Source organism: Polaromonas sp. (assembly GCF_030682935.1).
Lineage (GTDB): Bacteria > Pseudomonadota > Gammaproteobacteria > Burkholderiales > Burkholderiaceae_C > Polaromonas.
In genome coordinates this window covers 1-7,331 of sequence record NZ_JAUXNA010000024.1, presented here as the reverse complement: position 1 = coordinate 7,331, position 7,331 = coordinate 1, and the positions used below count along the sequence as shown (strand labels likewise).

At 61.2% G+C, this 7,331-nt stretch carries 5 protein-coding genes; 3 read left to right on the top strand and 2 right to left on the bottom strand.

Translation table 11 applies throughout. From position 1 onward, the window contains the following. Positions 1 to 89: 89 nt before the first annotated feature. Positions 90 to 689: a flavodoxin domain-containing protein gene (locus Q8K05_RS00950; protein ID WP_305244680.1), complete on the top strand. Its 600-nt coding sequence runs from the start codon at positions 90 to 92 to the stop codon at positions 687 to 689. A 211-nt stretch (positions 690 to 900) separates the two neighbouring features. On the opposite strand, the gene Q8K05_RS00940 is transcribed toward Q8K05_RS00950, so the two are convergent. Next, on the bottom strand, positions 901 to 1,743 hold the full coding sequence (locus tag Q8K05_RS00940) for an IclR family transcriptional regulator C-terminal domain-containing protein (RefSeq protein ID WP_305244679.1): 843 nt from the start codon (positions 1,741 to 1,743) through the stop codon (positions 901 to 903). A gap of 121 nt (positions 1,744 to 1,864) precedes the next feature. Between Q8K05_RS00940 and pobA the strand changes: the two genes are divergently transcribed. Both pobA and Q8K05_RS00930 read left to right on the top strand, forming a co-directional pair. Then, positions 1,865 to 3,049, top strand: a complete 1,185-nt coding sequence (gene pobA, locus Q8K05_RS00935) for a 4-hydroxybenzoate 3-monooxygenase (protein ID WP_305244678.1) — start codon at positions 1,865 to 1,867, stop codon at positions 3,047 to 3,049. 149 nt (positions 3,050 to 3,198) lie between these two features. Continuing rightward, positions 3,199 to 4,089: a CoA transferase gene (locus Q8K05_RS00930; protein WP_305244677.1), complete on the top strand. Its 891-nt coding sequence runs from the start codon at positions 3,199 to 3,201 to the stop codon at positions 4,087 to 4,089. A 116-nt stretch (positions 4,090 to 4,205) separates the two neighbouring features. On the opposite strand, the gene Q8K05_RS00925 is transcribed toward Q8K05_RS00930, so the two are convergent. Further along, positions 4,206 to 7,331: PAS domain S-box protein (locus Q8K05_RS00925; RefSeq protein ID WP_305244676.1), on the bottom strand; the 3,126-nt coding region annotated here is incomplete at its 5' end.

Genomic DNA, 7,331 nt, shown 5'->3' with positions numbered 1-7,331 from the left:
CGGCGGCGGTCGCTTGCGACGAACCGACCGACGCGGCGGGCACGCCCCACTCGCTCATCGTGACGTTTGTTTCATGTTCAGACAGGGTCTTGAAGCAGCCCCGCCCTGCTTTTAAAAGGGTTGCGCTGAAAATATTCGGTTTGATTAAATATCAAGCCATTGATTGCATGTTTTCTGGGGACTTTTTGATGAAGCTGAAAATTCTGGTGGGCACCATGAGCAGCACTGCCGACTATGTTGCGCAGGCCATTCAAATGGGCTGCGCGGACCTGGTGAGTGGTGTTGAAATCGAACTGATGGATACGCTGGACATCGGCGTCTTCGATGCAGCAAACGCTGAAGATGCACTTTATCTCATCTGTACCTCCACCTATGGCTCGGGCGATGTCCCTGACAATGCCCGGGCACTGTACGAATCATTGGCCGCGCAACCGCAGTTTTTGGGCCATGTGCGTTACGGCGTGATCGCGCTGGGTGACAGCACTTATCGGCAGACCTTCTGCTTTGGCGGCAAACAATTTGATGAACGCCTGCAGGACCTGGGCGCCCGTCGCATTGGCGATGTCTGGTGCCACGACGCCAGCAGCGGCACGCTGCCTGAAACGGAAGGTGCCGAATGGTGCCGCCAGTGGCTAACTAGCGCGCTGGCCTGCGTCGGCCATAGTCCCGCCACGGCCTGCCTCAACTGAAAACACACATGCCGCGGATTCAAGAACAGAAAATCCAGCATCGCCGGCACCATCAGCCAAGGCGAGCAGCGCCAGCTCGAAATTGCCATGACACTGCGCACATCCGCGCCGATGCTGGCGTGCAGGCGGCGGCTTGTCTGGGTGAAGACATTGGCGTGGAACACCCATGAAGCATCTGGGCGTCTGAGCCTCAAGAGTCCGCCGTCGTTCCTTACAAAAGCGGGCGCAATTCGCGCGCCGCGTCCAGCAGCAGCGGCAACAAATCCCGCTGCAGCGCGTCATGCATCAGCCGCTGCGACGAGTTGACCACGTTGATCGCGGCCACCGTGCGTCCCTGCATGTCGCGCAGCGGAACGGCCAGGGCGGTGATGCCCAACTCATGCTCTTCGCTGGCCACGCAGTAGTCGTCAAGGCGCACCTGGTCGAGCAGGCTTTTCAGCTTGCGCGGATCTGTGGTGGTGTGCAGCGTCAGACGGGGCAAGGGGCCGGCCTCGGCCCGGGCCTTGAGCCAGGCATTGACCTCGCTTTTAGGCCTCGCGGCCAGCAGCACGCGGCCGGTGGACGTGGCGTGCGCGGGCAAGCGCGCCCCCAGATGCAAGCCATAGGCCTGCACCCGGGCTGGCGCTGTTTTGGCGTCGACAAAACTCTTCCACTCAAAACCACTGCGCGCAATGATCACCACCTCGTCGCCGTCCAGCACCGCCGCCGAAAAAGATTCCTGCGCCTGGGCGGCCAGCCGGTTCAGCGTCGGTTGAATGGCGCGGGGCAAGCGGGCGGTGGCCAGGTAACTGCCCGAAAACCGCAGCACCTTGGCCGCCAGCCAGAAATAACTCCCGTCGGTTTCAAGGTAGCCCAGATGCGTCAGCGTCAGCAGGTGGCGGCGCGCGGAGGCCCGGGTAATGCCGGCCCGCTCGGCCGCCAGTGTGGCATTGAGCCGCTGGCGCTGGGTGTCAAAACTCTCGAGCACGGCCATGCCCTTGGCCATGCCTTCAATCAGGTCGGGCTTGGCGATGGGGAAAGCGCTGGAGGTGCTGATGGTTTTATAAGCAGCCATTGCGCGATCATCGCACAAGTTTCCCAACCATCGTGCAAAGCCCGCGGTCGGCATGCGCCGCAAGCTGTGCAGCCGCTTACGCTTGCAACGCTTCACCAACCAATGATCAACGGAGACCAGCATGCGTGTACAAGTAGCCATTGTGGGCGGCGGACCGGCCGGGCATTTGCTGGGCCAGCTGCTCTACAAGGCCGGCATCGATGCCGTCATCATTGAGCGCCAGACCGGCGACTATGTGCTGGGCCGCATTCGCGCCGGCGTGCTGGAACAGGTCTGCATCGACCTGATGGACGAGGCCGGTGTCGGCAAGCGCATGCACGCGGAGGGCCTGGTGCACGGCGGCTTTGACATGCTGTTCAAGGGCGAGCGCCACCGCATCGACATGAACCGGCTCACCGGCGGCAAAAACCTCATGGTCTACGGCCAGACTGAAGTCACGCGCGACCTGATGGATGCGCGCAAAGCGGCGGGGCTGACCACCATTTACGAGGCCAGCAACGTGACGGTGCATGACTTCGACACCGCCAAACCCCGCGTGCGCTACGAAAAAGACGGCCAAACGCATGAAATCGAGTGCGACTTCATTGCCGGCTGCGACGGCTTTCACGGCGTGTGCCGCGCCAGCGCACCGCGCAGCGCGATCCGGGAATACGAAAAAATCTACCCCTTCGGCTGGCTTGGCATCCTGTCCAACACGCCGCCGGTGCATGAAGAACTGATTTACGCCAACAGCCCGCGCGGCTTTGCCCTGTGCTCTCAGCGCAGCCCAACGCGCAGCCGCTACTACCTGCAGGTGCCGCTGACCGATAAAGTAGAAGACTGGTCCGACGAAGCCTTCTGGCAGGAATTGCGCCTGCGCCTGGACCCTGAAGCGCGCGCCAAGCTGGTCACCGGCCCGTCGATTGAAAAAAGCATTGCCCCGCTGCGCAGCTTTGTGACCGAGCCGATGCGCTTTGGCCGCATGTTTTTGGCGGGCGACGCCGCCCACATCGTGCCGCCGACCGGCGCCAAAGGCTTGAACCTGGCGGCCACCGACGTGAAATACCTGTCAAGTGCGCTGATCGAGTTCTACCAGGACAAGACCGAAGCAGGCATTGACAACTATTCCGAACGCTGCCTGCGCCGCATCTGGCGCGCCGAGCGCTTTTCATGGTGGTTCACCGGCCTGATGCACCGCTTTCCTGAAAACGGCGAGATTGGCCAAAAGTTTCAGGAAGCCGAACTCGACTACCTCATCCATTCCGAGGCGGGTGCGCGCTCGGTAGCCGAAAACTACGTCGGCCTGCCGCTGAACTTCGGCGAATAAGGGGCCGCCGCTGCGTGGCGCACTGAGCTTCTGCGGGTGACGGTGTTGCCCGTTTTTCAGGGGGAGGCCGTTTTTTGCGGTAAATTAGCAGTAATTTTGGCCTGCAGCCCATGCGCATCATGCGCAAGCCGCTATTAATAAAAGAGCAAATGACACGTCCCTCCCCCCCAGCGCTCAAGCCCCTCCAGTCGCTCAAAGGCGTCCGCATCCTGAGCCTGGCGCTCAATCTCCCCGGCCCGGCAGCGCTGATGCGTTGCCGCCAGATGGGTGCCCGCTGCCTCAAGCTGGAGCCGCCTGCCGGCGACCCGATGGGCCAATACAACGCGCAAGCCTATGCGCAACTGCACGCCGGCGTGAAAATTCTCAGCGGTGACCTCAAGACCGAGCCGGGTCAAAAACTGCTGCACCGCGAACTGGCCAAGGCCGACGTGCTGCTCACCTCGTTCAGGCCCTCGGCGCTGGTCAAGTTGGGCCTGACGTGGAAGGCGCTGCGCAAACAGCACCCCCAGCTGAGCCAGATCGCCATCGTCGGCGCCGCCGGCGAACGCGCCGAAGAACCCGGCCACGACCTCACCTACCTGGCCGAAAACGACCTGGTCACCGGCCTCGATTTGCCCGCCACGCTCTACGCCGACATGGGCGGCTCGCTGATGACCAGCGAAGCGGTGTTGCAGGCGGTGATGCACCAGCGCAGCAAGGGCAAAGGGGTTTACCTTGAAATTGCGCTCTCCGGCGCGGCCGCATATTTGGCCCTGCCGCGCACCTGGGGCCTGACCCAGGCGGGCGCAGCCGTCGGCGGCGGCCATGCCGGCTACCGCGTCTACCCCTGCAAGGATGGCCGCGTGGCGCTGGCGGCGCTGGAGCCGCACTTCGCAGCCAGCCTGTGCGCGGCTGCGGGCATTGCGGTGCCCGGCATGAAGGCGATGTTTGCACCTGCCACGCACCAGGCTGTCGGCGCTTTTTTACGCACGCGAACGCGCAAGCAGCTCGACAAGCTGGCGGTGGCCAAAGACATTCCGCTGCATACGATGGCCAACTGAAACGGACGGTGCTCAAAGCGGACATGACGCATCGGGACGGCAACGTTATGCCGCACGCCATAAAGCCATGGCCGCACCCGACCCGGGCTCAGGTAGCAACGCAGGCGGCCTTTACGTTACCGATTCGATGTTGTCCCGACCAGGGTGAAATAGAACTTGGCGCCTTCGTTCAATTTGCTTTCAGCCCAGACGCGGCCCCCGTGGCGTTCAATGACGCGCTTCACGGTAGCCAGCCCGATGCCTGTTCCGGAGAAATCTCCGGGCGAATGAAGGCGCTCGAAAGTGCCAAAAAGTTTGTGGGCGAAAGCCATATCAAACCCGGCGCCATTGTCTTTGACAAAAAAGATGATCTCACCGTCGGCGCCCGACTGGCTGCCAACCTCAATCATTGCCCGCTCCTGCCTGGAAGTGAATTTCCACGCGTTACCCAGCAAGTTCTGAAAAACGGCCAACAGCAAGCGGGGGTCACCCTGCGCGCTCAGGCCGTCGTGAACATGCACCTGTGCCTGGCGCTGCGGCTCCCGCTCGCGGTAGTCAAGCTCGATCAGCCGGGCAATGGCCGAAAGATCGACATGCTCTGACTTGATCTGCTCGCGGGACAGGTGCGCAAGGGTCAGCAAGCCTTCAATCAGATTACTCATCTGCTCGACCCCGGCACGGATTCGATCCAGGTAGTGCTTGCCCTTTTCGCTGACATTGCCTGCTTCTATTTTCAGCAGCAACTGACTGAATCCATGAATGGTGTTGAGAGGCGAGCGCAGGTCATGCGACACCGAATAGGCAAAAGACTCCAATTCCTTGTTCGCCGCTGCGAGCTGGGCGGTGCGCAGCAGCACCCGTTCTTCGAGCTCGCCATTGAGCCTGAGAATTTCTTCCCGCTGTTGCCTGCGTTCCGTGATGTCGCGCTCGACAGCCACCCAATGGGTGAATCTGCCAGACTCGTCGGCGATGGGCGCAATATCTGTTTCCAGCCAGAGCTCCTTGCCGGCCTTGGTGTAAATGACAATTTCCGCGCGCACGGCTTGCCACTTTTCCATGGCCGCACGAATCCGGTCCAGCTCGGCACGCTGGGTTTTGGGTCCCCAGAGAAGCCTGGAGGTACTTCCGATGGCGTCCTCCCGGCTGTAGCCGGTGTGGCGCTCGAAAGCATCGTTCACAAACACAATGCGCGGACCCGCATCGTCGAAGGCTTCGGCTTCCGTGATGACCACCATGTCATTCAAGCGGGACACCGCCGTTTCCAGCAGGCGCAGCTGCGCCTGCTCCAGGCGTCTCTGGGTGATGTCCTGAAAATAAACCGCGAGCCCCGCTTCCGTCGGATAAACGTGGACATCAAACCAGGTATTCAGCGGCTGATAAAAGGTCTCAAAGCGGGTCGTGCGTTGCTCTTCAACCGTTAAGCGGTATTCGCGCTCCATACGCGTACCCACGGTCTCGGGGAATTCCTGCCACAGGGTTTTACCCAGAATGTCTTTCCGGCGGCGCTTGAGCATGCGCTCTGCCGGACCGTTCAGGAAGGTGAACTTCCAGGCTTTATCTATCAGGCAAAAGCCGTCTGTGATACTTTCCAGCGTTGTGATGAGCTGGGTCTCCAGGGCAAGCGTGCGCGCCTCGACCTCCTTTTGCTCCGTGATGTCCTGAAAGGCACCTTGAAGGCGAACGATCTTTCCCGCTGCATCACGCTGAGCCTCGCCGATACAACGCACCCAGATGCGCCGGCCCTTGGCAGTGAGCTTGGGAAGCACAAAGTCGTACGGCGTGCCATGTTGCGCGCAAGCCTCCACATGCTGGATAACGATGGCCTGATGTTCTGGAAGAAAGTAGCCAATCCCCTCTTCCAATGTCGGTTGATACCCTGGTGCGACGTCGTGAATAACGCAGTTTTCGTCCGACCAGGTCAGCGAGCGGTCCGGCAGTTCAATCGTCCATCCACCCAGGCGCGCAACCCTGCCGGCGATCCGGTTCATGGAGAAGTTTTTCTCCACGAGCTCCGTGGCCTGTTTCAGGTCGTCAATATCGGTCAAAGTACCTAGCCATTGGGTCGTCTGGCCCGTCGCATCACATTGCGCAATTGCACGGTCCAGCATCCAGCGATAGACGCCGTCAGCCCGGCGCAGCCGGTATTCGATCTCACAGGGCTCGCCACTCACCAACGCCTGCTCCCAAAGCCTGGAAACCCGCAGGCTGTCATCGGGATGAACGAGACGGGTCCAGCCGTGGCCGAGGCTCTCCGCCACCTCCAGGCCGGTGTAGTCCACCCATCTCTGATTAAAGTAGGTGTGACAGCCATCCGCTTGCTTGATCCAGACGATCTGGGGCATCGCGTCTGTCAGCAGGCGGAACTGTGCGTCGCCTGCGCGCTGAGCCTCATCTGCGCGCTTGCGGTCCGTTATGTCCTGTACCGTGCCTGACAGCGTTACCGGCTTGCCGTGGGGGTTGACCATGGACTCGCAAAGCACATGAACCCAGCGAACCTCACCATTGGCGCTGACGATGCGATGCTCGATGTCCAGCGCGCCGTTACCCGCAACAAAACTTTTCTCGGCGACGTCAAAGCGCTCCCGGTCTTGCGCAAAGACCTGCGCCAACACACGCTCGTAGGTGCCCACAGACGATTCCAACGATTCTGGCGTCAGTCCGTAGAGTTCGCGGGCTTGATCGGACCCCCACACCTGGTTGGCTGCAATATCGAATTCCCAACTGCCTATTTTCCCGATGCGTTGCGCGGCAAGCAGACGGTCCTGGGTTGACCGCAGCGCAGCCTCGGTGCCGTCACGCTCATTCTCGCGCGCCTTCCGGATATCGAGCATCCGGTGAAAGGCATGCGATAACCCGGTGACCTCATTCGTGCTTTTGCCCAGTCCCGCGTGACTCTCCGCATCAACGCCGGCCAGGCTATTGACCTGATGGAGCAGCCGCCGAGTGGGGGCAACAATCATGTTGTGGCCCATCCATCGGGCAACCACGGTGCCGAACGCCGCCAACACGGCAAGCAAGGTGAGTGACAGGGCCAGTTGATTTTTGGCCGATGAGGTAATCGTTTCCCGGGGAATACTGGCTACCGCGTAAAGCCCGGACCGGGTGTCGCCGCCCACCGCAGCGGCGGCATAGATTCTGGCAACGCCTTCTGGATCGGTTGCTTCAAAAGTTTGGGCCGGTCGCGTTTTCAGGGCTTCCAGCAGCGCCGTGTCCCCGACTTTGGTGCCCAGCAGTTCCGCCCGGGCTCCTCCTGTCCCAATGAT

Bases quoted from the DNA above. Each gene is read 5' to 3' on its own strand.
- Q8K05_RS00940 (WP_305244679.1), bottom strand. From the start codon at position 1,743: ATGGCTGCTTATAAAACCATCAGCACCTCCAGCGCTTTCCCCATCGCC.
- pobA (WP_305244678.1), top strand. From the start codon at position 1,865: ATGCGTGTACAAGTAGCCATTGTGGGCGGCGGACCGGCCGGGCATTTG.
- Q8K05_RS00930 (WP_305244677.1), top strand. From the start codon at position 3,199: ATGACACGTCCCTCCCCCCCAGCGCTCAAGCCCCTCCAGTCGCTCAAA.